The 21732-nt window shown below is 69.8% G+C and carries 20 protein-coding genes and 1 pseudogene; 14 read left to right on the forward strand and 7 right to left on the reverse strand.

What is annotated here, in order from left to right; genetic code table 11:
• Window positions 1–5: 5 nt before the first annotated feature.
• Window positions 6–530, reverse strand: a complete 525-nt coding sequence (locus VFX14_10985; protein HEU5190205.1) for a hypothetical protein — start codon at window positions 528–530, stop codon at window positions 6–8.
• Between the two features lie 58 nt (window positions 531–588).
• On the opposite strand from VFX14_10985, the gene VFX14_10990 reads away from it, so the two are divergent.
• Genes VFX14_10990 through VFX14_11000 form a run of 3 tightly spaced genes read left to right on the forward strand, consistent with a single transcriptional unit; the run spans window position 589 to window position 3645 of the window.
• Window positions 589–966: a hypothetical protein gene (locus VFX14_10990; protein ID HEU5190206.1), complete on the forward strand. Its 378-nt coding sequence runs from the start codon at window positions 589–591 to the stop codon at window positions 964–966.
• 14 nt (window positions 967–980) lie between these two features.
• Window positions 981–2372 (forward strand): lysophospholipid acyltransferase family protein, encoded by a 1392-nt coding sequence (locus tag VFX14_10995; GenBank protein HEU5190207.1) that lies wholly within the window; start codon window positions 981–983, stop codon window positions 2370–2372.
• On the forward strand, window positions 2362–3645 hold the full coding sequence (locus tag VFX14_11000; GenBank protein HEU5190208.1) for an MFS transporter: 1284 nt from the start codon (window positions 2362–2364) through the stop codon (window positions 3643–3645). Before VFX14_10995 ends, VFX14_11000 begins: the two co-directional genes overlap by 11 nt.
• A gap of 6 nt (window positions 3646–3651) precedes the next feature.
• Here VFX14_11000 and hisC read toward each other — a convergent pair whose 3' ends face one another.
• On the reverse strand, window positions 3652–4752 hold the full coding sequence (hisC, locus tag VFX14_11005; GenBank protein ID HEU5190209.1) for a histidinol-phosphate transaminase: 1101 nt from the start codon (window positions 4750–4752) through the stop codon (window positions 3652–3654).
• 77 nt (window positions 4753–4829) lie between these two features.
• On the opposite strand from hisC, the gene glnD reads away from it, so the two are divergent.
• Genes glnD through VFX14_11025 form a run of 4 tightly spaced genes read left to right on the forward strand, consistent with a single transcriptional unit; the run spans window position 4830 to window position 10616 of the window.
• Complete coding sequence (gene glnD / locus VFX14_11010; protein HEU5190210.1) at window positions 4830–7529, forward strand: [protein-PII] uridylyltransferase; 2700 nt, start codon at window positions 4830–4832, stop codon at window positions 7527–7529.
• Window positions 7507–8112: a CDP-alcohol phosphatidyltransferase family protein gene (locus VFX14_11015; GenBank protein ID HEU5190211.1), complete on the forward strand. Its 606-nt coding sequence runs from the start codon at window positions 7507–7509 to the stop codon at window positions 8110–8112. The genes glnD and VFX14_11015 overlap by 23 nt, the downstream gene beginning before the upstream one ends.
• A 9-nt stretch (window positions 8113–8121) precedes the next feature.
• The gene (locus VFX14_11020; protein ID HEU5190212.1) at window positions 8122–10185 is read left to right on the forward strand and encodes a transglycosylase SLT domain-containing protein; all 2064 of its coding nucleotides are present in this window, start codon (window positions 8122–8124) and stop codon (window positions 10183–10185) included.
• Window positions 10185–10616: an RDD family protein gene (locus VFX14_11025; protein ID HEU5190213.1), complete on the forward strand. Its 432-nt coding sequence runs from the start codon at window positions 10185–10187 to the stop codon at window positions 10614–10616. The genes VFX14_11020 and VFX14_11025 overlap by 1 nt, the downstream gene beginning before the upstream one ends.
• 119 nt (window positions 10617–10735) lie before the next feature.
• On the opposite strand, the pseudogene VFX14_11030 reads toward VFX14_11025, so the two are convergent.
• Window positions 10736–11350, reverse strand: a pseudogene (locus tag VFX14_11030) (M48 family metalloprotease).
• Between the two features lie 175 nt (window positions 11351–11525).
• On the opposite strand from VFX14_11030, the gene msrP reads away from it, so the two are divergent.
• Window positions 11526–12497, forward strand: coding sequence for a protein-methionine-sulfoxide reductase catalytic subunit MsrP (gene msrP / locus VFX14_11035; protein ID HEU5190214.1), 972 nt, complete (start codon window positions 11526–11528; stop codon window positions 12495–12497).
• Between the two features lie 13 nt (window positions 12498–12510).
• Window positions 12511–13140, forward strand: coding sequence for a protein-methionine-sulfoxide reductase heme-binding subunit MsrQ (locus VFX14_11040; protein HEU5190215.1), 630 nt, complete (start codon window positions 12511–12513; stop codon window positions 13138–13140).
• Here VFX14_11040 and VFX14_11045 read toward each other — a convergent pair.
• Window positions 13137–13769 (reverse strand): ABC transporter substrate-binding protein, encoded by a 633-nt coding sequence (locus VFX14_11045; GenBank protein ID HEU5190216.1) that lies wholly within the window; start codon window positions 13767–13769, stop codon window positions 13137–13139. The two genes, VFX14_11040 and VFX14_11045, sit on opposite strands and share 4 nt — an antisense overlap.
• A 487-nt stretch (window positions 13770–14256) precedes the next feature.
• On the opposite strand from VFX14_11045, the gene VFX14_11050 reads away from it, so the two are divergent.
• The 5 genes from VFX14_11050 to VFX14_11070 all read left to right on the forward strand — a co-directional run bounded on the left by VFX14_11050 (window position 14257) and on the right by VFX14_11070 (window position 18870).
• Window positions 14257–15015: an ABC transporter ATP-binding protein gene (locus VFX14_11050; GenBank protein HEU5190217.1), complete on the forward strand. Its 759-nt coding sequence runs from the start codon at window positions 14257–14259 to the stop codon at window positions 15013–15015.
• A gap of 1 nt (window position 15016) precedes the next feature.
• A complete protein-coding gene (locus VFX14_11055; protein HEU5190218.1) occupies window positions 15017–15730 on the forward strand; it encodes an ABC transporter ATP-binding protein in 714 nt (237 codons plus the stop codon).
• Between the two features lie 5 nt (window positions 15731–15735).
• Window positions 15736–16617 (forward strand): branched-chain amino acid ABC transporter permease, encoded by an 882-nt coding sequence (locus tag VFX14_11060; GenBank protein HEU5190219.1) that lies wholly within the window; start codon window positions 15736–15738, stop codon window positions 16615–16617.
• Window positions 16618–16621: 4 nt separating this feature from the next.
• Window positions 16622–17632, forward strand: coding sequence for a branched-chain amino acid ABC transporter permease (locus tag VFX14_11065; GenBank protein ID HEU5190220.1), 1011 nt, complete (start codon window positions 16622–16624; stop codon window positions 17630–17632).
• A 62-nt stretch (window positions 17633–17694) separates the two neighbouring features.
• Window positions 17695–18870, forward strand: a complete 1176-nt coding sequence (locus tag VFX14_11070) for an ABC transporter substrate-binding protein (protein HEU5190221.1) — start codon at window positions 17695–17697, stop codon at window positions 18868–18870.
• A 60-nt stretch (window positions 18871–18930) separates the two neighbouring features.
• On the opposite strand, the gene VFX14_11075 is transcribed toward VFX14_11070, so the two are convergent.
• The 3 genes from VFX14_11075 to VFX14_11085 all read right to left on the reverse strand — a co-directional run bounded on the left by VFX14_11075 (window position 18931) and on the right by VFX14_11085 (window position 21724).
• Window positions 18931–19221 (reverse strand): NifU family protein, encoded by a 291-nt coding sequence (locus tag VFX14_11075; GenBank protein ID HEU5190222.1) that lies wholly within the window; start codon window positions 19219–19221, stop codon window positions 18931–18933.
• Window positions 19222–19307: 86 nt separating this feature from the next.
• A complete protein-coding gene (locus VFX14_11080; GenBank protein ID HEU5190223.1) occupies window positions 19308–20699 on the reverse strand; it encodes a CUAEP/CCAEP-tail radical SAM protein in 1392 nt (463 codons plus the stop codon).
• Window positions 20696–21724: a DUF2332 domain-containing protein gene (locus VFX14_11085; protein HEU5190224.1), complete on the reverse strand. Its 1029-nt coding sequence runs from the start codon at window positions 21722–21724 to the stop codon at window positions 20696–20698. The genes VFX14_11080 and VFX14_11085 overlap by 4 nt, the downstream gene beginning before the upstream one ends.
• Window positions 21725–21732 lie beyond the last annotated feature (8 nt).

The following is a 21732-nucleotide window of genomic DNA, read 5'->3' on the forward strand; positions in this document are numbered from 1 at the left end:
GGCGCTCATGACGCGGCGAGCCCGCGCCACGGGAGCGCGGTGTCGCGGAAGTACACCTTCTTCATGTACGCGAGCGCGCCGGCGTAGCGCTCGAAGCCCTCGGCCAGGCGCGCGTAGAGCGGCGCGTCGAGCTCGTGACCGGCGCGGCCCAGTTCGGCGAGGAAGCGGTACGCGCGGCGCCCCTCCGTCTCGTAGTAGCTGGTGACGGCCAGGCGCTCGACGTGCTCGCGGAAGAGCCCCAGCATGAACAGCGTGTAGTCCCCGATGTGCCGTTGCACCACCCGCTCCTGCTCTGGCGCGAAGCGCGGGTCCGTCCAGTCCCACACCCGCTGGATCTCGAGGAGCGCGTCCGCCACTGTCGGCAGCGGCCGCCCCGGCAGAGCATCGATGGCGCCGAGCGCCTCGGTGCGGGCGTAGCGGGTGAGGAGATCGGTGAGGTAGCCGGCGGCGCGGGAGTCGTCCAGCGCGAGGTCACCGAACGCGCTGCGCGTCACTCGCTCGAAGAAACGGGGGAGCAGTCCGGGCGCCACCGGACTCAGTCTAGCAGACCACTGGCCGCCGCTCGGGGGGTCTGCTAGACTCGCGCGCATGGCCCTCCGGGGCAGCGATCGCATCGACGGCATGGAGATGGAGTCGCGCGACGTCGAGGTCGCGCGGCCGCGCCGTCCCTGGGCCCTCATCGTCGCCGCCCTGCTCCTGGTCGTGCTGTCCGTGGTGCTGTGGGCCAAGTGGAGCGAGAGCCGCTCGGAGGTCGAGCGACTGCGCGCCGAGCTCAAGGTCGTCTACACGGAAGCGGAGGCCATCCGCACGCAGGCCGCGCTGGCGCAGCAGCGCGTGTCGATCCTCGAGAAGCAGCTCGGCGTGCTCCGCGAGAAGCCCGCCCCCGCGGACGCCACCAAGCCGATCGAGAAGCCGCGGGCGAAGTCGTCCACCAAGTCGAAGAGCACGCGGCAGATCACCCGCTAGCGCGCGGGGAGTGCGTGGGATACCGGCTCGTCCGGGGCATCGTCCGGCTTCTCCTCTGGCTGTTCTATCGGCGCATCGACGTGGTGGGACGCGATCACATCCCGCCGGCCGGCCCCGTCGTGGTGACGCCCAATCACCACAACGCCCTCGTCGACGCCATGCTGATCATGGTCACCTGCCCCCGCCCCATCCGCGTGCTCGCCAAGTCCACGCTCTTCCGTCACCCGCTCATCGCGCCGTTCCTGTGGCTGATGGGCGGTGTGCCCGTGTACCGGCGGATCGAGGCCGGCAACGACCCGCGACGGAACGAGGAGATGTTCGACGCGGTGGTGGCGGCGTTGCATGGGGGCGGCGCGGTCTTGATCTTCCCCGAGGGGCGCAGCCAGCCCCTGCCCATCGTGCTGCCGCTGCGCACCGGCGTGGCCCGCATCGTGCTCGAGACCGCGGGCGCGGCGGCGCGGACCGGCGAGCGGGGTGACGTGACGATCCTGCCGGTTGGCCTCGCCTACTACGAGCCTGGGATCTTCCGCTCCGCCTCGGTCGTGGTGAAGTTCGGCGCGCCGCTGCCCACCGCCGAGGCCCTCGCCCTCGCCCGCCGCGAGCCCGCGCAGGCGGTGCGCCTCCTGACCGACCGTCTCCACGAGGCCATCCGTGCGCAGATGGTGGAGGCGGAAGACCAGCACACGCTCGACCTGCTGGTCGCGCTCGAGCACGCGTGGTGGGAAGAGGCGGCGCGCCGCGGCGAGCCCGCGGACCCATCCGGTCCCGCGCGCTCGCTGGCCTGGCGGCAGGAGGTGGCCCGCGGCGCCGGCGCCCTCGCCGTCACCGAGCCCGACCGCGTGAAGGACGTGCGCCGGCGGCTGGAACACTACCGCGCGCGGCTCGACGAGGTCGGCATCACCGGTGAGCAGCTCGGCCGGCCCTACACGGTGAAGCTGGTCACGCGGTACATCGGCGAGAACCTGCTCTGGCTGGCGCTGGGCCTGCCGCTCGCGCTCTGGGGCATCGTGTGCCACGCGGCGCCCTACTGGCTCACCGGCGTGGCGGCAGACATGCTCAGCTCCACCGCCGAGGAGGAGGGGACCGACAAGATGGCGGCCGGGACGGTGCTCCATCCGCTGCTGTGGATCGCGGAAGGCTGGATCGTGTGGCGACTGGCGGGCGTTCGCGCCCTCGTGGCCTTCGCCGTACTTCTCGTGCCTTCCGGGCTGCTGGCGCTGGCCTGGCGCGAGCGACTGGGCGAGGTCGCGCGCCAGGCCCGCGCGTTCTTCCGCTTCCTCGGCGACCGGGACCTGCACCGCTCGCTGATGCGCGAGCGCCAGGCGCTGGTCGAGGAGGTGCGCGCGCTTGCCGCGCGGGTGCCGACCACGGCCCCGCCCGCCCCGGGAGGCGCCGATGCCCGGTAGCGACTGGCGGCGCCGGCCCGGCCTCATCCTGGGCGCCCTCACCGCTCTCAACGCTCTCAACTACCTCGACCGGTACGTCGCTGCCGCCACCCTCACGCTCATCCTGACCGACCTCCATATCTCGGATGCGCAGGGCGGGCTGCTCCAGTCGATCTTCATCGTGACGTACGCGCTCGCGTGTCCGGTGGCGGGCACGCTCGGCGACCGCGTCAACCGGATGCATCTCGCCGCCATCGGCATCTTCGTCTGGAGTCTCGCCACGGTGGGCTCGGGCCTCGCCACGACCTATGCGCTGCTCGTGCTCGCGCGCGCGCTCACCGGCGTGGGGGAGGCGGGCTACGGCGTGGTGACGCCGCCGCTGCTCTCCGACGTCTACCCGCCCGATCAGCGGGCCCGCGTGATGGGCATCTTCTACGCGGCAATTCCCGTGGGCTCGGCGCTGGGCTACATCGTGGGCGGCGTGATCGGCGAGCACTACGGCTGGCGGCACGCCTTCTTCGTGGCCGGCGCGCCGGGGGTAGCGCTGGCGTTCTTCCTGCTGCTGCTCGTGGAGCCTCGGCGCGGCGCGCTGGACACCGGCGGTCCCGTGGCCCCGATTCCGTTCGGCGGCGCCGGGATACGCGCGCTGCTCGCGCGTCGAAGCTACACGGTGAACACCGTCTCCCAGATCATCTACACGTTCGCGATGGGCGGGCTCGCCACGTGGGCGCCCGCCTACTTCGTCCGGGAGCGCGGCATCCCGCTCGCAGTCGCGACCTCGACCTTCGGCATGCTCCTCGTCATCGCCGGCTTCGTCGGGACACTGGTCGGCGGACGGCTCGCCCAGGCGCTGGCCCGGCGCCACCCCGGCGCGGACTTCGTCCTGTCCGGCTGGACGCTGACCGTGTCGATCGTGTTCACCCTCTTCGCGATCCTTTCGCCCTCGCCGCTGGTGTTCTGGCCCGCCATGTTCGTGATGCTGCTCTTGCTCTTCGTCAACATCGGGCCCCTCAACGCCGCCATGGCCAATGTCCTGCCCGCCGAGGTGCGCGCGCGCGGCTTCGCGCTGACCACCATGATGATCCACCTCCTGGGCGACGCCGTCTCCCCCTGGCTGATCGGGGCGGCCTCGGATCGTATCGGGCTCAAGATCCCCGTGCTGGTCACGGGCTGCCTGCTCGCGGTGTCGGGCCTGGTCCTGCTCCTCGGGCGCAAGACTCTGGAGCACGACCTGGCCGCGATGCGGGCCTCGGGCGCGGCGCCGGCGGCGCCGACCCTCGGCGCCCACGGCTGAGGCGGGCTAGGCGGCGACGCCGACGACGCGGTCCCAGACGTCCAGGACGCGGGTATTGCCCGCGGCGTCGCCGATGCTGATGCGAAGATGGCCGGGAAAGCCCACCAGCGCGCCGTCGCGCACGAGGATTCCCGACTTCATGAGCGCCTGCCGGCAGGTCTCGGCCTTCTCGCCCACCCGGACGAGGAGGAAGTTCGACTGGGACTCGGGCACGGTGGCGCCGCGGCGCCGGAGGGCCTCGGCGAGCTTCGGCCGCTCCGCGAGGACGAGCGCCCGCGTGCGCTCGAGATGTGCGCGGTCCTCCAGCGCCGCCACGCCCGCGACCTGGGCGAGGCGATTCACGTTGAAGGGGGCGCGCACGCGATCGAGCATCTCGATGACCTCGGGCCGCGCGATCGCGTAGCCCACGCGCAGCCCCGCGAGCCCCGCGATCTTGGAGAACGTGCGCAGCGAGAGCACGAACGGGAAGTCGCGCGCCAGGGCCGCGCCATCGGCGGTCTCCGGGTGATCGCAGAAGTCCCGATAGGCCTCGTCGAGGATCACGAGCGGCGCGTCGGCGCCGAGCGACTCGATGAAGTGCCGCAGGGGCCCCTTCGGCACCAGGGTGGAGGCCGGGTTGTGCGGCGTGCAGATGAACACCAGCTTCGTCCGGGCGGTGATCCGGCGGCGCATGTCGTCCAGGTCGGTGTCGTAGCCGCGCAGCGGGCTCATCACCGGCGTGGCCCCGGCCAGGAGCGCCTCGGTGCTGTAGGGCTCGAAGGCCGGGTGCGGCAGCACCACCTCGTCGCCGGGATCCAGGGTGGCCCGAGCGATGAACGACAGGAGCTCGTCCGCGCCGTTGCCGCAGACGAGCCAGGACGGCTCCATGCCGATCCACTCGCCCAGCGCCTTCCGGAGCGCGTGGGAGCCGCCGTCGGGATAGAGGTGGACGCGCGCGGCCTCGGCCCGCAGCGCTTCGATCACCTTCGGCGATGGCCCGAGCGGATTCTCATTGGCGGACAGCCGGATCACGGAAGCCAGACCCAGCTCCCGGGCCACCTCTTCGATCGGGGGCCCGGCCACGTATGGGGTGACCTGATGGAGGGCGTCGCGCCAGATCCTTCGCATGGCCGGGACATTGTATACGCGCGGGGAAGTCCGCGCCACGTTTGACAGGATCGGCTCTGGCCATGTAACGTCTCGACATGTCAGCCGAGCTGTTCCGCCAGCTCCGCCGGGTGGAAGCCCAGGCCGAAAAGGGGTTCAACGGGGAGCCGGCCGAGCGAGCGGAGCGGAAGCGGCGGCTCAGACTCGAGCTTCTCCGCCAGCACCTTTCCTCCAATGTGAACTTCCTCCGGGCCGCCCATCTCGGCGGGGCCTCCGGCCAGCAGTCGGTGCAGGCCTATGCGTCCTTCATGGACGGCTTTCTGGTCACGCTGTTCCGCCTGGCCGTCGACGATGCCCGGCACGAGGGCGCGGCCCCCATGCCCATCGTGCTGGTGGCACTGGGCGGCTACGGGCGCGGCGAGCTGCATCCGCTCTCGGACCTCGACCTGCTGCTGCTCTACGACGGCGAGATGGGTCCCTACGTCCAGCGGGTGACCCAAGGCCTCCTCTACACCCTCTGGGATCTCGGGCTCCAGGTGGGCCACGCGGTGCGAAGCCTACCGGACTGCGTGGCGATGGCGCGCACGGACTTCACGAGCCGCACGTCCATGCAGCAGGCGCGCTACCTCGCGGGCGACCGCCGCTTCTTCAACCGCTTCCGGAAGGTGCTCGCCGAGAACGTCTATCGGAAGGACTTCGCCCAGTTCCTGGAGACGGCGCTGGCCGAGCGCGATCAGCGCTATCGCAAGTTCGGCGGCTCGCCCTACATGGGCGAGCCGAACGTCAAGGAGTCGGCGGGGGGCCTGCGCGACATTCACACGGCGATGTGGCTCGCCTCCACCAAGTTCGGCACCCGGACCCTCCTCGAGCTCCGCGACAAGCGCCTCATCACCGAGCGCGAGCAGAAGATGGCGGACGCCGCGCTCACATTCTTGTGGCGCGTGCGCAACGAGCTCCACTTCATTTCCGGCCACAAGAACGACGTGCTCGGCCGCGAGCTCCAGCCCCAGATCGCGAAGAACTTCGGCTATCAGGGCGACGACATGTCGCTCGCGGTGGAGAAGTTCATGCGCGACTACTACCTCCATGCCCGGGTGATCCACCGCGTGTCGAAGCGCCTGATCGCGCGCTGCCGCGAGACACTGTCGCGTCCGCGCCCGGTGCAGCGGCGCCTGCGTCAGGAGGCGCTCGCGGACGGTCTCTACGTGCTCGACGGCCAGCTCCACCTCGTGGAGCCGGATGGCCGCGCGTTCCGCGAGGACTCCACGCGGCTCATGAAGGTGTTCTGGCACTCGCATCGCCTGGGGCTCGAGCTGGGCGTGGACGTGGAGCGGGCGATGGAGGACACGCTGGACCTCGTGGACGAGAAGTTCCAGCGCTCGCCCGAGGTGCGCGATCTCTTCCTCGCCATCTGCCGCAACTGGGGACGCACCGCCCAGACTCTCCGGGAGATGCACGAGCTGGGGCTGCTTGGCCGCTATCTTCCCGAGTGGGGCGCGCTCACCTGCCTCGTGCAGTACGACGTCTACCATCGGTTCACCGCCGATCAGCACTCGCTGCTCGCGGTGGAGAACCTGGAGGCGCTGGCCCCCGGCCAGTCCACGGAGTCCGAGGGCATCGCCGAGGTGCTGAACGAGCTGGCGCGCCCCGACCTCCTGATGCTCGGCATGCTGCTCCACGACATCGGCAAGGGAAAGGGGCACGGCCACGTCGCCAAGGGCATTCCGCTCATCAAGGACCTGACGGCGCGCATCGGGCTGCCGCCGGCGGACGCCGACGCGGTGACCCTGCTCGTCGCGCATCACCTCACGCTGTCGCACATGGCGCAGCGCCGGGACATCGACGATCCCAAGACGGTGGCGTCGCTGGCCGAGGTGGTGGTCACGCCCGAGCGGCTGCGGATGCTCTACCTCCTGACGTTCGCCGACATGCGCGCGGTGGGCCCCGGCGTGATGACGGGCTGGATGGCCCGTATCCTCTGGGAGCTGTTCTCGCGGACGATGGCTCAGCTCACCGGCGGGCGGCTCGAGCGGCCCAGCCGCGAAAAGGTGGCCGAGCGGGTCGCCGAGGAGATGGGGGGTGCGCGCGGCGGCGTGGTGGCCCACCTTGCCATGATGTCGGACCGCTACCTCCTCACCACTTCCGCCCAGCGCATCGCCGCGCACCTGCGCCTGGTGGAGCGGCTGGAGGAGGACGTGGTCGCCACCGAGCTCTTCCACCACCCGGACCTGGACTCGTCCGAGCTGGTCGTGGCGACGAAGGACGTGCCCGGTCTCTTCGCGCTGATCGCGGGCACGCTGGCCGCCGAGGGCATCAACATCCTCTCCGCCCAGATCCATACCCGTGCGGACGGGATCGCGCTCGACACCTTCCAGGTCAACGACCCCTTCGGCGAGGCGGTGACGGAAGACGCCCGGTGGCGCCGCACCCTGGGCGCGCTCCGCCGCGTGCTGGTGAGCGAGCAGACCGTGGAGGACCTGCTGGCGGCGCGCCGCAGCGGCCGTCCGGCCGCGGCCGCGGTGGCCGGTCCCCCCAAGATCACCGTGGACAATCAGCTCTCGGACACCCACACCGTGGTCGAGGTGAAGTGTCCCGACCGCGTCGGCCTCCTCTACCTCATCACGCGCACCTTCCAAGCGCTGGGCCTGGACATCGGCAGCGCGCGCATCGCCACCGAGATCGAGCAGGCCTACGACACGTTCTACATCACCGATCACCAGGGCCGCCGCCTCGAGGATCCCGCTCAGATGGACCGCCTCCGCGACGCCCTCGAAGATGCTCTCCTCAAGCCGCTTTAAGGCTCCGGTTCAGCGCGCGGCCGATCCCATCGCGCGGCTTCTCCTCCGCGCGCGGGTGCGGCCGAACCACCTCACGATCGCCGGCCTCGGCGTGTCGTGTGTCGCCGCGTGGGCCTTCGCCGGCGGCTATCTCCGCACGGGCGCGGCGCTGCTCACCGTCGCGGGACTCTTCGATCTCTTCGACGGCTCGCTCGCCCGTCTCGCCGGCCAGGACACGGACTTCGGCGCGTTCCTGGATTCCGTCGTGGACCGCTACTCCGACCTGGTGGTACTGCTGGGCCTCGTCGTCTATTGCCAACGTATCGGTGAGTGGACACTCTGCCTCTTCACGATGGCCACGGTGATCGGGACCGTGATGGTCTCCTACACCAAGGCGCGGGCGCAGTCGATCGGGCTCGCCTGCGAGATCGGGCTCATGGAGCGGCCGGAGCGGCTCATCGTGCTGATCGCGGGGGCAACGTTCAACCTCATGACGCCCGCCATGGCCATCCTCGCCGTGCTCACCCACACCACGGCGCTCCAGCGCATCTTCTACACGCGGCGGGTCGCGCGAAGCATGGAGCGGACGGACACCCTCCGGTAAACTCGTAACATGTGGCGGTGGCTGCGCTCGCTCGCCCTGATCGTCGCGCTCGCCGCTCCGGCGGCGGCGTCGCAGGGGGCTGCTCCGCCTCTGGCGGCGGCCCTCGCTGCCCAGCGAGCGAGCGACTATCCGACTGCCGCGCGGCTCTTCGGCGAGGCGGCCTCGGTCCCGAACCCCATCCCCGAGTACGCCCTCTACCTCCAGGCCGACTCCCTGTCCCGCATGGGCGATCGCAGGGCCGCGGGCGTGGCCGCACAGGCGGTGGAGTTGACGGGCGAGGGGCCGTTGCTGCCCTCGGCGCTGCTGCTCGTCGCGCGCGAGGCCGCGCGCGCCGGCGACACCGGGAGCGCGATGGTGTTCTACCGCCGCTTCCTCGACCGCTACCCCGAGCACTGGGAGAGCCCCGGGGCACGGTTCGGCCTGGCCGAGCTGCTGGAGGCCACCGGGCAGGGTGAGGAGGCGCAGCGCCTCTTCCGCACCATTTGGCTCACCGCGCCCCTCTCGTTCGCCGCCAATGCGGCCCGCGATCGGGAGCTCGCGTTGATCAATCGAGGAATCCCGGCGCCGCCGGTGAGCGCGAACGAGCGCGTGGACCGCGCGGAGCGGCTGCTCGCGGGCGGCCAGGCCACGCAGGGACGGCAGGAGATGGAGGCGCTGCTCGCCGAGGGAGTCACCGGCAACCCGCAGCTCCGCGCGCTGCGCGTGGTCGCCGAGGCGTATCGGCGCACCGGCAAGCCGGACGACGCCCTCCGTACCGTGGATCGCGCCATCGCGGTCGCGCCGTTCGAGCGCCGGCCCGCCTGGCTGTTCGAGCGCGCACGCCTGCAGCAGCCGAAGAGCCCGCCCGCGGCCATCGCCACCCTCGACCGGATCGTGCGCGACCATTCCAAGAGCAGCGAGGCCAGCGACGCGCTGTTCCTGAAGGCCCAGATCCAGGAGTCGCTCAACCAGACCGCGGAGGCGGAGGTCACCTACACGCGGCTCGCCGCCGACTATCCCGACGACGACGACGCGGGCCGCGCGCAGTGGCGCCTGGGGTGGCTCGCGTGGTTCCGGCGGGACTACGACGGCGCGGCGGCCAGGTGGACGCGCCTCGCCACGCTGCCGGGCGGTGTGGCCTATCGGGAGAATGCGACCTACTGGATCGGCCGGGCGCACGAGGAGCGGGGCGATCTCGACGCGGCCACGCGCCAGTGGTCCGAGGCGGTGGTGTATCAGCCTCGCGGCTACTTCGGCATCCTCGCGACGACACGGCTCACCAAGCGCGGCCTGGCCGTGCCTGCCGCGCGCGACCCTCGCACGCCCCTGGTCCTCCCCGAGGATGGACTGGTGTCGCTGCGCGACGACCCGCGCTTCGCCAAGGCGGAGGCTCTGCGCTCGCTGGGGCTCGCGGCGTGGGCCGACGCCGAGCTGAACGACCTCGCGCACCGCTCGGCCGGCGAGGCGCGGCGGCTCTATGCCATCTCCGCCGCGTTCGCGCAGGACGCCCGGCACCATCAGGCGCTGCGCATCCTCCGCCGCGACTTCTTGCCGGTCGCGCGGGGCGGCTATGCCTGGCTGCCGCGCGCGTTCTGGGAGATGTTCTACCCGCTGGGCTGGCGCATGGAGGTCGCGGGCTCGGCGCAGCGCGCCGGCATCGACCCCTTCCTCGTCTCGGCGGTAGTGCGCGAGGAATCGTCCTACAACCCGCAGGCGCGCTCGCGGGTGGGCGCGCGGGGGCTCATGCAGCTCATGCCGGAGACGGCGCGGCCGATGGCACGGGTGCGCGGCCTCGCCTTCCAGGAGGGCGAGCTGCTGGACGACCCGGCCGCCAACATCGAGCTGGGCACGGCGTACCTGGGCGGGCTCGTCCGCGACTTCGGGGACGCGCGGCTGGCCGTGGCCGCCTACAACGCCGGCCCCGCGCGGGTGCGCGAGTGGTGGGGCGCGCGGAAGTCCGACGACCTCGAGGTGTGGGTGGAGCAGATCCCCTACAACGAGACGCGGAACTTCGTCCGCCGCGTCATGGTGGGCTGGGAGGAGTACCGCCGCCTCTACGCCGATGCGGGCAGCTCGGCGTCCGTGACGCGCTGATGGTCACGGCGGGCTACGTCCGCCGGATGCTGGCGGGGCTGCTGGATACCGTCATGGGTCTCACGCTGTGGGCCCTATGCTCGATGTGGCTCATCCTCGGCGTGTGGGCGATTCGCGGCCTGCCCCGTGACGCGCGAGGCGTGCTCCTCATCTACGCTGGCGTCCTCGGCCTCGCCGTGGGTCTGCACTTCATCTACCACGTGGTGCTGCTGGGCGGGTGCGGCCAGACCGTGGGCCGGATGGCCCTCGGCATCGCGGTGGTGCGCCGCGGCGGCGGGGCACCGGGCTACGGGCGTGCGGCGCTCCGCTCGGTGGGGAACGCCCTGGTCGTGGTGACGCTGGGGCTGGCGGCGCTCGTCGCGCTCTTCAATCGCGAGCGGCGGGACATGGCGGATCTGATGTCAGGGACGCGTGTGGTACGCCTCGGCTGACCAGAAGCGCGAGCCCGGCATCGCATCGCTCCCGTTCGGCGAGAGGGCAGGAGAGACGACGGGGCGCGGGGACTCGGCGGGAGCGGGCGGCCCCTCCCCCAGGGGGTCAGGCGCTCCTCCAGTGTCGGATGCGTGCTGAGCAATCCCGTGAGACCCTCCGTCGGCCGCGGGCTCGTCCGGTCGAGCGCGCGCAGCGCGCGGGCCATGCTGGCCTCCGGCTCGCGGTGGCCCATCGCGCTCAGGATCTCGACGGCGCGACGATCCGCCTGCAGCTCCTGATGCCGCGAGAAGGCGCGCACGGCGAGGGGATTCACGATGAGGTCGAGCAGGCCCACCCCCGGCGCGACTACGCCCAGCAGAGTGAAGCCGGCGAAGATGCTCAGCGAGAGCCGGCGGCGATCGCCGATGTGCCCGAGCACTTCGTGGGCTACCTCGTGGGCCACCACGGCCTCGATCACCTCCGTCGGCTGCTTCATGAGCCCGTCGGTGAAGTAGAACACCGCCTCCTCGTCGCTGTAGGCGGCGGCGGCGCGGCTCTGTACGAACGCGAAGCTGTAGCGCTCAGGATCGTCGCCCGCCGCCACCGCGGCGCGGTAAAGAATATCGGACACGCGTACGGTCGCGGAGCTGGTGGGAGACGGGAAGTACGCGCCCTTGGGCGAGCTGGCGCAGCCCGTCAGGAGCGCGGCCGCCATCAGCGCGGCAAGGGCGCGAACCCGCGCCGGTCTTGGCATGTTCAGATGGTAGGGGGCACCTCCCTGGCCTGCGGAGGAAATTCGGGAGCCTTTGGTGCGCCCAAGGGGTTGATATCTCGGGGCTCCCTCGACCCCCGCGGTGGTGGACGAGGCGCGGCTTCATTTGACATTCCGGTGACATCGGCCCGGTGACGGGCTGGTAGACTGAGGCCATATGCTGATCAAGCACGGCGATCGCTTCAAGAGCTCGGAGATCACCCCGCGGGCGCTCTATCTCGACCGGCGGAGCTTCATCACGGGCAGCCTCATCACGGGGGCGGCGGCGCTGGCCCTGATGCCGCGCGATGCGCGGGCGGCCGCGCCCCCGGCCAAGGGGCAGCCGCTGGCCGCCCAGAAGAACGCGCCGATGAGCCTCACCGAGGCCCAGACCCCGTTCAAGGACGCCACCACCTACAACAATTTCTACGAGTTCGGCACCGACAAGGAGGACCCGTCGCAGAACGCCCACACCCTGCGCACGCGCCCCTGGTCGGTGAAGGTGGAAGGCCTCTGCGCCAAGCCGCGCAGCTTCGACATCGACGAGCTCCTGAAGCTGGCTCCGCTCGAGGAGCGGGTCTACGGCCTCCGCTGCGTGGAGGCCTGGTCCATGGTGATCCCATGGATCGGCTACTCGCTCTCCGCGCTGCTGAAGAAGGTCGAGCCCACCAGCCAGGCCAAGTTCGTCGAGTTCATCACGCTGCTCGATCCCGAGCAGATGCCCGGGCAGAAGAAGGGCCTCTTCGGCTGGAGCGGGCTGGACTGGCCCTATGTCGAGGGTCTGCGGCTCGATGAGGCCATGCATCCCCTCACCATGCTCACCGTCGGCATGTACGGTCAGGTGCTGCCGAACCAGAACGGGGCTCCCGTGCGCGTGGTGATTCCCTGGAAATACGGGTTCAAGAGCGGCAAGAGCATCGTGCGGATCCGGCTCGCGAGCGAGCAGCCGAAGACGACGTGGGAGAAAGCGGCGCCGTCCGAGTACGGCTTCTACTCGAACGTGAATCCCGCGGTCGATCACCCGCGCTGGAGCCAGGCGACCGAGCGACGCATCGGCGAGTTCCGCCGCCGGAAGACGCTGCCGTTCAACGGCTACGGCGATCAGGTCGCGTCGCTCTACGCGGGCATGGACCTGAAGAAGTTCTACTAGGCCGCGGCCTCCGATGACGCGCCGGGGCCGGACGGCGCTCAAGGTCTTCGTGTGGGCGGCGTGCCTCGCCCCGCTGGCCTGGCTCGGCCAGCGGGCCTGGGTCGGCGATCTCGGCGCCAACCCCATCAGCTTCATGACCAACACGCTCGGCGACTGGACCTTCCGCATCCTGCTCGCGAGCCTGGCGGTGACGCCGCTGCGCATCGTGAGCGGCTGGTCGTGGCCCATTACGCTGCGCCGCCTGCTGGGCCTTTTCGCGTTCTTCTACGCCTCGCTCCACTTCGGCGTGTGGCTCGTGCTCGATCACTACTTCGACTGGCACGAGATGGGCGCGGACATCGTGAAGCGACCCTTCATCACGGTGGGGATGGCGGCGCTGACGCTGCTGATCCCGCTCGCCCTTACCTCGACGAGCGGAATGATCAAGAGGATGGGCGGTGTGGCGTGGCGGCGGGTCCACAGCCTGGTCTACCTGGTCGGCGTCCTCGCCGCCCTCCACTACCTCTGGCTGGCGAAGAAGTCGGTGACCGGCCCCTACTACTACATCACCGTACTGGTGATCCTGCTCGGGATCCGGCTGGCGGACTGGGCCCGCCGGCGCCTGACCGCCCGCGCGCGGGTGCGGGCGGCCTCGGGCGCCTAGGCGGACGCGGGAGCGGGGGCCGACTCCACTTCCTTCACGCGGAGCTTCCACATGAAGTCCTGGTAGCTCGTGTCGGCCAGCGTCTTGTCGAAGAACTCGCGGTAGCTTCCGACCAGGCTCCGGCGGTCGACGAGCACGTCGTGGACCTGCCACTTGCTGTGGCCGGCGGGGGCGAGCTGATACTCGAGCAGCACCTGGCCCTGGCGCTCGAGCAACACGGTCGAGCGAACGGTGGCGCGGGTGCCGTCAACCGTCACGCCCGTATAGTTGATGCGCTTGCCCGTGCGGATCGTGCGCAGCCAGGCACGCCCCAGCATGCTGGTGAAGATCCGGGTGAACTCGTCACGCTCCTGCGGGGTGCGGGCCACCCAGTGCCGGCCCAGGCTCTTCTTGGCCATCTCCCGGACGTCGAACAGGAAGAAGGCGACACGGGCGATCTCCGCGGCGCTGGGCGCGCGGTCGCCCCGGGCCTTGACGGCCTTATCGCCCAGCAGCTCCTCCACGGCCTTTTGGATCACCTCGGCGGGCTCCGCCCGACGGATCTCCAGGACCACCTTGGCTGGCCGGCTCACGGTGAAGAGCGGCGCAAAGAGGACGGCTCGGGTCAACGCGGCGATGTTCCGGCCCATTCGCAAAACCTCCCGGGTCGAGTTCGCTGCCTGTTGCGTCGGGCGACCCATTGGCGGCCCGTGTCAACAAAGCCGGCGCGGTGGGTTGCCCCGCCTGGCCGGCCATTGAATCCCTGTCGGGAGGCCCTGCGTGTCAGGTGCTGCGTACGCCGGCCATCAGGGGAGCAACCGGGGTGCCACGGGCCCTGCCCCTGGCCAGGACGACCTAAGTCATGTAGATCAGGGGGTTATGGGACCCAATGGGAGGGGGTCTTCCGACCGCGCCGAAACGGCTCGTCAAGGATCGGACGTCACCCGAGGCGATCTCAACGTGTGCTGGGGGTGACGGCGTGTCCGATAGCGTGACAGGGGTTTGGTAGGCCTTCCAGGGGCTTCCGGCCGGCGGGACGTTCGCATATACTCTCCCAACCCTCGCGCCCGAAGCACGCCTGAGGCGCATAGGGCACAGTGAGCCACGACCAACCGTGATCTGTGACGTGAGGCATCGTTGCCAATCCTGAAGGTCCGCCAGCTGGGCGTGCGCTTCGGCGGCATCATCGCGCTGGACGATGTTTCCTTCGACATCGAGTCCCGCCAGATCGTGGGCCTGATCGGCCCGAATGGGGCCGGCAAGACCACCCTCTTCAATTGTCTGAGCCGGCTCTACGAGCCCTCGACGGGGACCATCGCCTTCGAGGATCGCAACCTGCTCGCGGTGGAGCCGCACGACATCGCCGGGCTGGGTATCGGCCGTACCTTCCAGAACCTGGCGCTGTTCGGGACGATGTCGGTACTGGACAACGTGATGGTGGGCGCCCACTCCCGCACGAGCAGCGGCTTCCTCGCCTGCGCGCTTCGCGTCCCCAGCGTGGGCCGCGAGGAGACGGCCCAGCGCGAGGCCGCCCTCGAGGCCATCCGCTTCATGAGCCTCGAGCCGGTGGCGCATCTGCCGGCGGCGGGGCTGCCCTTCGCCACGCTCAAGCGCGTCGAGGCGGCGCGCGCGCTGGCCGCGAAGCCCAAGCTGCTGCTCATGGACGAGCCGGCGGGTGGGCTCAATCACGAGGAGGTCTCGACCCTGGTCGGGCTGATCCGGACGATCCGCGATCGGCTCGGGATCACCATCCTCCTTGTCGAGCACCACATGAGCCTGGTCATGGAGGTCTCCGACAAGGTCGTGGTGCTGGACTTTGGCAAGCGCATCGCCGAGGGCACGCCGGCCGAGGTGCAGCGCAACCCCGACGTCATCAAGGCCTATCTTGGAGAGTAGGGTGGGCGCCATCCTCGAGGTCGAGAAGCTCGAAGCCTTCTACGGGCGTACGCAGGCGCTGCACGGCGTGAGCTTCGCGATGCAGGAGGGAGGCATCACCACCGTGCTGGGCGCCAACGGGGCGGGGAAGACCACGACCCTCCGCGCCATCTCCGCCATGGTGAAGACCCGCGGGTCCGTCCGCTTCGGCGGGACCCCGATCGAAGCCAAGGCCACCGAGCAGATCGTGGCCATGGGCATCGCGCACGTGCCGGAGGGCCGCGGGACTTTCATCGACCTCACGGTGGAGGAGAACCTCCGCGTGGGCATGTACGCGCGCCGGGACAAGCGGAACGCCGCGCGCGACATGGAGCGGGTGTTCGAGTTCTTCCCGATCCTGCGCCAACGCCGGAAGCAGCACGCGGGCACGCTGTCCGGCGGCGAGCAGCAGATGCTGGCGGTGGCGCGCGCCCTCATGCTGGAGCCGCGGCTCCTCCTCCTGGACGAGCCCTCGCTGGGCCTGGCCCCGCTGGTGGTGCGCGAGATCTTCCGCATCCTGCGCCTCATCAACCAGGAGTCGCGCGTGAGCATCCTGCTCGTGGAGCAGAACGCCTCGCTCGCCCTCGATCTCGCCGACCACGTGTTCCTCCTCGAGACCGGCCGCGTCGTGCTCTCGGGCACCTCCGACGTCCTCAAGAAGGACGACGCGATCCGCCGCTCCTATTTGGGGTACTGACCAGCATGGACATCTTCGTTCAGCAGGTGATGTCGGGGCTCGCCACGGGCGGGATCTACGCGAGCCTGGCCCTGGCGCTCGTGATGATCTATCAGGCCACCGACGTGGTGAACTTCGCCCAGGGCGAGATGGCCATGTTCGCTACCTACCTCGCGTGGACGTTCATGAACGCCGGCGTGTCGTACTGGACCGCCTTTATCCTGACCCTCGCCATCGCCTTCGTGGGCGGCGTGGTCATCCAGCGTGTGGTCATCCGGCCAGTCGAGAGCAAGCCCATCCTCACCATCGTGATCGTGACGCTGGGCCTGCTCGTCATCCTCAACAGCATGGCCGGCTGGATCTGGACCTACCTGCAGAAACCATTCCCGTCGCCCTTCCCCCGCGAGCCCATCCGGATGGGGACGGTGGTGCTCGGCACCCACGACATGGGCGAGATCGTCGTCACCCTCGTCATGCTGGCGCTCCTCTTCGCGTTCTTCCGCTTCACGCCGCTGGGGCTGGCCATGCGGGCGGCTGCGCAGAACCCGCTGTCGAGCCGGCTCGCGGGGATCCGCGTGAGCTGGATGCTCGCGCTGGGCTGGGGGCTGGCCGCGACGTTCGGCGCGGTGGCAGGTATCATGGTCGCACCGATCCTCACCCTGGATCCGAACATGATGGGCGGCATTCAGATCTACGCGTTCGCCGCGGCGACCCTGGGCGGCTTCGGCAGCCCGGTGGGCGCGGTGGTGGGCGGCTTTCTCGTGGGTGTGGTGGAGAACCTCGTCGGCACCTATGTGTCCTTCATCGGCACCGAGCTCAAGCTCACGGTGGCGCTGGCCATGATCATCGTGGTGCTGCTGGTCAAGCCGAGCGGCCTCTTCGGCCGCACGCACGTGCGACGAGTCTAGGCGCATGAATCGGCGCGCGAGCGTGATCCTGGCGGTGGTGGTGATCGTGTTCGCCTACTCGCTGCCCATCTACATGAGCGGCTTCCGCCTTTTCCAGTTCACCCAGGTGTGCATCTACGCCATCGCGCTGATGGGGCTGAACCTCCTCACCGGCTACAACGGGCAATTCTCGCTGGGGCACGGCGCGTTCTATGCCATCGGCGCCTACATCTCGGCGATCATGATGGACCAGTGGGCCATCGCATACGGGTGGACCATCCCGGTGGCGGGCGTGCTCTGCTTGATCGTCGGCTTCCTCTTCGGCCGGCCCGCGCTGCGCCTCGAGGGGCTCTACCTCGCGCTCGCCACGTTCTCGCTGGCCCTCGCGGTGCCGCAGATCCTCAAGTACTTCGAGCACTGGACGGGCGGCTCGCAGGGCATCGTGCTCACCAAGCCCAAGGCGCCCTGGGGGCTCAAGATCAGCGAGGATCAGTGGCTCTACCTCGTGACCCTGACCGTGACCGTGCTCATGTTCGTCCTCGCCGCCAATCTCGTGCGGAGCCGCGTGGGCCGGGCGATGATCGCGATCCGCGACAACCACATCGCCGCCGAGACCATGGGCGTGGACAGCGCGCTCTACAAGTCGCTCACCTTCGGGGTGAGCGCGGCCTACACGGGGGTGGCGGGGGCCCTGTCCGCCATCGCCGTTGCGTACGTGGCCCCGGATTCCTTCAACGTCTTCCTCTCCGTGACCTTCCTGATCGGTATCGTCATTGGCGGGCTGGCCTCGGTGTGGGGCAACGTGCTGGGCGCCATGTTCATACAGTTCGTGCCCAACTGGGCGCAGGACATCTCCAAGGCCGCCCCCTGGGCCATCTTCGGTGTCTTCCTCATCGGGTTCATGTACGCGATGCCGTACGGAATCGCCGGCGCCATCAAGCGAATCTGGATCTCCCGGGTCGTCTCGCGAGTTTCTCAGGAGCAAGGAGGTGAAGCCGTCACCTCGCAGCGGCAGGCGCAGTCCCCATCTCGCTGAACAACACCAAGGAGGATGACATGATCGGACGGAAGCTGACCGCCGCCGTGCTGGCCGGGGTCATGGTGGCCCTCGGGCTGGCCTCGGGCGCGCCCGCTCAGACCGTGGTGGGCGTGACCGCCACCGAGATCAAGATCGGGAACACGAACCCGTACAGCGGCCCCGCATCCGCGTACGGCACCATCGGCAAGACCATCGCCGCCTATTTCAAGAAGGTCAACGACGAGGGCGGCGTGAACGGACGCAAGATCAACTTCATCAGCTATGACGACAGCTACAGCCCGCCGAAGGCGGTGGAGATGGTCCGCAAGCTCGTGGAGCAGGACCAGGTTGCCGCGGTGTTCCAGACCCTCGGGACCCCGACCAACACCGCCATCCACAAGTACATCAACCAGCAGAAGGTGCCGCACCTCTTCGTGGCTACCGGCGCCACCAAGTGGGACGATCCGAAGAACTTTCCCTGGACGATGGGCTGGCAGCCCAACTACCAGACGGAGGGCCGGACCTACGCGACGTACATCCTGAAGAATCTCCCCGATGCGAAGATCGGGATCCTGTACCAGAACGACGATTACGGCAAGGACTACCTCAAGGGCATGGAGGACGGGCTCGGCGCCAACGCGTCGAAGATGATCGTGATGAAGCAGAGCTACGAGGTGACGGATCCCACCATCGACTCGCAGATCATCAACCTGAAGAACTCCGGGGCCAACGTCTTCTTCAATGTGACGATCCCCAAGTTCGCCGTCCAGGCCATCAAGAAGGCGCATGACATCGGCTGGAAGCCCACGCACTTCCTGAACAACGTGTCGAGCTCGCTGGCCACCGTCCTCAAGCCCGCGGGCCTCGACGCCTCACGCGGCCTGATCACCGCGCTCTACATGAAGGAGATCACGGACCCGCAGTGGCAGAAGACGCCGGCCTACACCGACTGGGTCGCCTTCATGAAGAAGTATTATCCGGACGGCGCGCTCGACGATCAGTCGAACGCCTTCGGCTATACGGTGGCCCAGGTCATGACCCTCGTGCTCAAGCAGTGTGGCAACGATCTGTCCCGCGAGAACATCATTCGGCAGGCCGAGAACTTGAAGAACGTGGAGCTGCCGTTGCTGCTCCCCGGCATCAAGGTGAACACCAGCCCGACGGACCACGCCCCCATCCAGCAGGAGCAGCTCGCGAAGTTCGACGGCGAGCGGTGGGCGCTGTTCGGTGAGCTGTTCGAGGCCTATCACAAGTAGGCAGTCGCCAGAGAAAGAACGGGCGGGGTCGGCTCAGCGCCAGCCCCGCCCGTGTTCTTGCTACTTGCTGGGCGCGTAGTAGGGATTGGCCCCGGACGCGTGATCGGTGGTGTCCAGCACTTCCTCTACCTCGGGCAGCTCTTCCTTGATCAGCCGCTCGATCCCGGACTTGAGCGTGACATCGGCGGCCCCGCAGCCCTGGCAGCCTCCGCCCATCTGCAGGTACACCTTGTTGTCCTTGACGTCGATGAGGTCCACGAACCCGCCGTGTCCGGCCACCGCGGGATTGATCATGTTGTCGATGAGCGCCTGCACCTTGTCCTTGAGATCGGTCGCCGACTCGTCGCTCATGCCTGGCTCCTCCTTGGGCTGCGCCGCTAGATCACTACTGTACTTGAATATCCGGTAAGGGCCAACTGGCCCTTGGTGGGCTCCGCTCAGCAGAACCAGGGCTCGGTCAGCCGCGGCGGACGTCGCCGGTCGGGGGCGAGGCGGGGCGCGAGGGCGGCGGGCGCGGGCGCGCCGGCGGTCTCGGCGGCGAGCGCGCGCACGCGGTCGAAGGTCACGGCGGCGTCCTCGGCCTTCTGCGTCGCCTCCGCGATCACCGCGGCCGCGCGGGCCTGCAGCGCGTCCATCCGCGGGTCCGGGTGCGTCCATTGATAGGAGAAGTCGGTCTCCACGAGCCGCCCCAGGTACGGCCGCATCCCGGGATGCGCGGCCAGGAGCGAGCCCGGAGGCACCAGCAGCCGCAGCGAGTACTGCACCGGGTCCACGTGATCTACCAGGGCGTTCGCCTCCACCCAGTCGAGCATCGCGAGGTAGTCGGCGAGCGTGGTCCAGGGCGTGAACGCGACCCAGGTCGGGCGCATGTCGAGGCCGGCCGCCCGCAGGGCGGCGAGCGCGGCGTCGATGTCGGCCCGCGTGTGCCCCTTGTCGAGATGGCTCAGCACGGTGTCGGAGAGGGATTCCACCGCGGACACCACGAAGAGACAGCCGAGCCCGGCCATCTCGCGCAGGAGCTCACGGCGCTCGAGAAGATGCTCCACCTTGGCGGTGAAGTCCCACGTGAGCGAGGGAAACTCCCGGTGGAGCCGCCGCGCCACCTCGATGGCGTGCCCGGGCCCATTGAGGAAGTCCGGATCGCCAAAGGTGATGTGCTCGGCGCCCGCCTCGACCTGCTGACGCACGTCGGCCAGCACGACGTCGGCGGGGACCACGAAGAAACGGCCGCCGTAGACGGGCGGGATCGGGCAATGGCGGCAGAGATGCTTGCACCCGCGGCTTGCCTCCACGTAGCCCACGAGCGAGTGCCGGCCATCGCGCTCGAGCCGCGCGTAGGTCTTGAGCGAGGGCAGGGCGGAGCGGCTCGGACGCGGCAGCGCGGGTCGCGCGATGTTCGGGCCCACGCTCTCCCCGGCGCGGCACACACCGGGTATCGGCCCCGAGCGGCCGGCGTCGAGGGCCTCGGCGAGATCGGCGAGCGGCGCCTCGACCTCGCCCCCGATCACGCTGTCCGCGACGTGGGCCAGCAGGTGCTCGGCGTTGAGCGTCGCGTAGAGCCCGTAGAACGCGAGGTGGCAGGAGGGATTCAATGCCAGGACGCGCTCCGCCACCCCGAGCCCCACCCGCAGCGCGGTGTGCATGGGCACGGAGATGGCCACGAGGCGGGCGCGCCTGACCTTCTCGGGATCCAGCGGCTCGACGGAGACGTCCAGCACCGCGGGCTTGAAGCCGCGAGCTTCCAGCACCGCCGCCGGCCAGGCCACCGCCAGCGGCTGATGCCCCAGCTCGTAGCAGGCGATCAGGAGCACCGCGCCTTGCCCTCTCACGTACGTGAGTCTACACCGCGAGCGTCAGGCGCTGCCTCCCACTGAAGATTCGCGCCGTGAGGGTGGGTGAGCGCGAGCGCGTGATCAGTTCGCCCGCCCCTGGTCAGCCGCGTGCGGCCGAGCACGAACCGCATGCCGCCCTTCCGCGCGCCGAGGGCGGGGATGCCGGGCACGATCCCCGGCCCTTCATTCGAGATCCAGACGATGTCCCGCACCCGGGACTCCGCGGTGAGCAGGTCCGCGAATGCCTGCCGGCGCTCGGGCGCCACGTAGGCGAGCACCGCGGAGTGGAAAACCACGAGCTGCGCGTCCGCCGGCGCCTCCCCGAGAAGCGCGGGCAGATCGTCGACCAGGTCGCCCTTGCGGATCTCCGGCGCTTCGGCACGTCCCAGCTCGAGGGCGTGCTCGAGGCGCCGGCGGCGCTCGGGCTGATCGGACCACACGCACGCCAGGAGCCAGCGGGTCGCGGTCTCGTCGTGCACGTCCACGGGCGCCAGATCGAGGCCGCGTCGCCACACGATCGCGGGCATCACCGAGGGCAGGGGCGCGGGGCCGGTGACCGGACAGCGGAGGCGCACCGGCGATCTGGGTGGGCCGAGCCGCGCGGTGCCCCAGTCGTAGAAGAACCGGTCGAGCAAGAGGCAGAGCCCGGCGCTCGCGCCCACCTCGACGAGGGCGAGCGGCCCCGCGGGCAGCGCGGGGAGCAGGGCCGCACAGCGCGCGACCTCGTTGGTCTGCGTGCGGTGCACCCGCATCAAACCGGCGACCTCGGGGCCCCGCCGCGCGAGCAAGGCGCGCAGATCGTGGCCGGCCGTCGGCATGTCGTGAGGTCCGGTGAGGAACTGGAGGGCCGCGAAGAAGAGATTCGGCTGCCAGACGGGCAGGGGCGCGAGGAAGCTCAGGACTTGGGTGTCGTTGGCGACCGCGAGGGCCAGGCGGTAGTACGCCTCCGAGTAGCCCTTGCACTCCAGATCCGCGAAGCGCCGATAGCGCTCGGCGATCTCGTGCGGCGCGGGCGTGCGCACGCCTTCTA

It is taken from the genome of Candidatus Methylomirabilota bacterium, from assembly GCA_035764725.1.
GTDB lineage: Bacteria > Methylomirabilota > Methylomirabilia > Rokubacteriales > CSP1-6 > DASRWT01.